Source organism: Mesorhizobium silamurunense (genome assembly GCF_014843905.1).
In the GTDB taxonomy this organism is placed as follows: Bacteria; Pseudomonadota; Alphaproteobacteria; order Rhizobiales; family Rhizobiaceae; genus Mesorhizobium; species Mesorhizobium silamurunense.
This window is the reverse complement of record NZ_LPVS01000137.1, coordinates 1-260: the sequence shown is the minus strand read 5'-3', so window position 1 is coordinate 260 and position 260 is coordinate 1. Positions and strand designations below refer to the sequence as shown.

Here is a 260-nt window from a genome sequence, read left to right as displayed (position 1 = left end):
CGCGCAAGACCGGCTACAAGATCCTCGCGCGCTACAACAGCAGTGGCCTGGAGGGGCTGACCGACCGGTCGCGCCGGCCCTATCGCCATGCCAATCAGCTTCCGTTTCAAATCGAGAAGCTGATTGTGCGCCTGAAGCAGGACAAGCCGACATGGGGCGCGCCGAAGATACGCGAGCGGCTGGCCCGGCTGTATCCCGATGTGCATAGGCCTGCGATCTCGACGGTGCATGCGGTGCTCGATCGGCACGGCCTGGTCGAG

Annotated in this window: 1 protein-coding gene; it reads left to right on the top strand. The window is 64.6% G+C overall.

What is annotated here, in order from left to right:
- A partial coding sequence (locus AU465_RS32740; protein WP_192257125.1) for a helix-turn-helix domain-containing protein occupies positions 1 to 260 on the top strand: 260 nt, incomplete at both ends.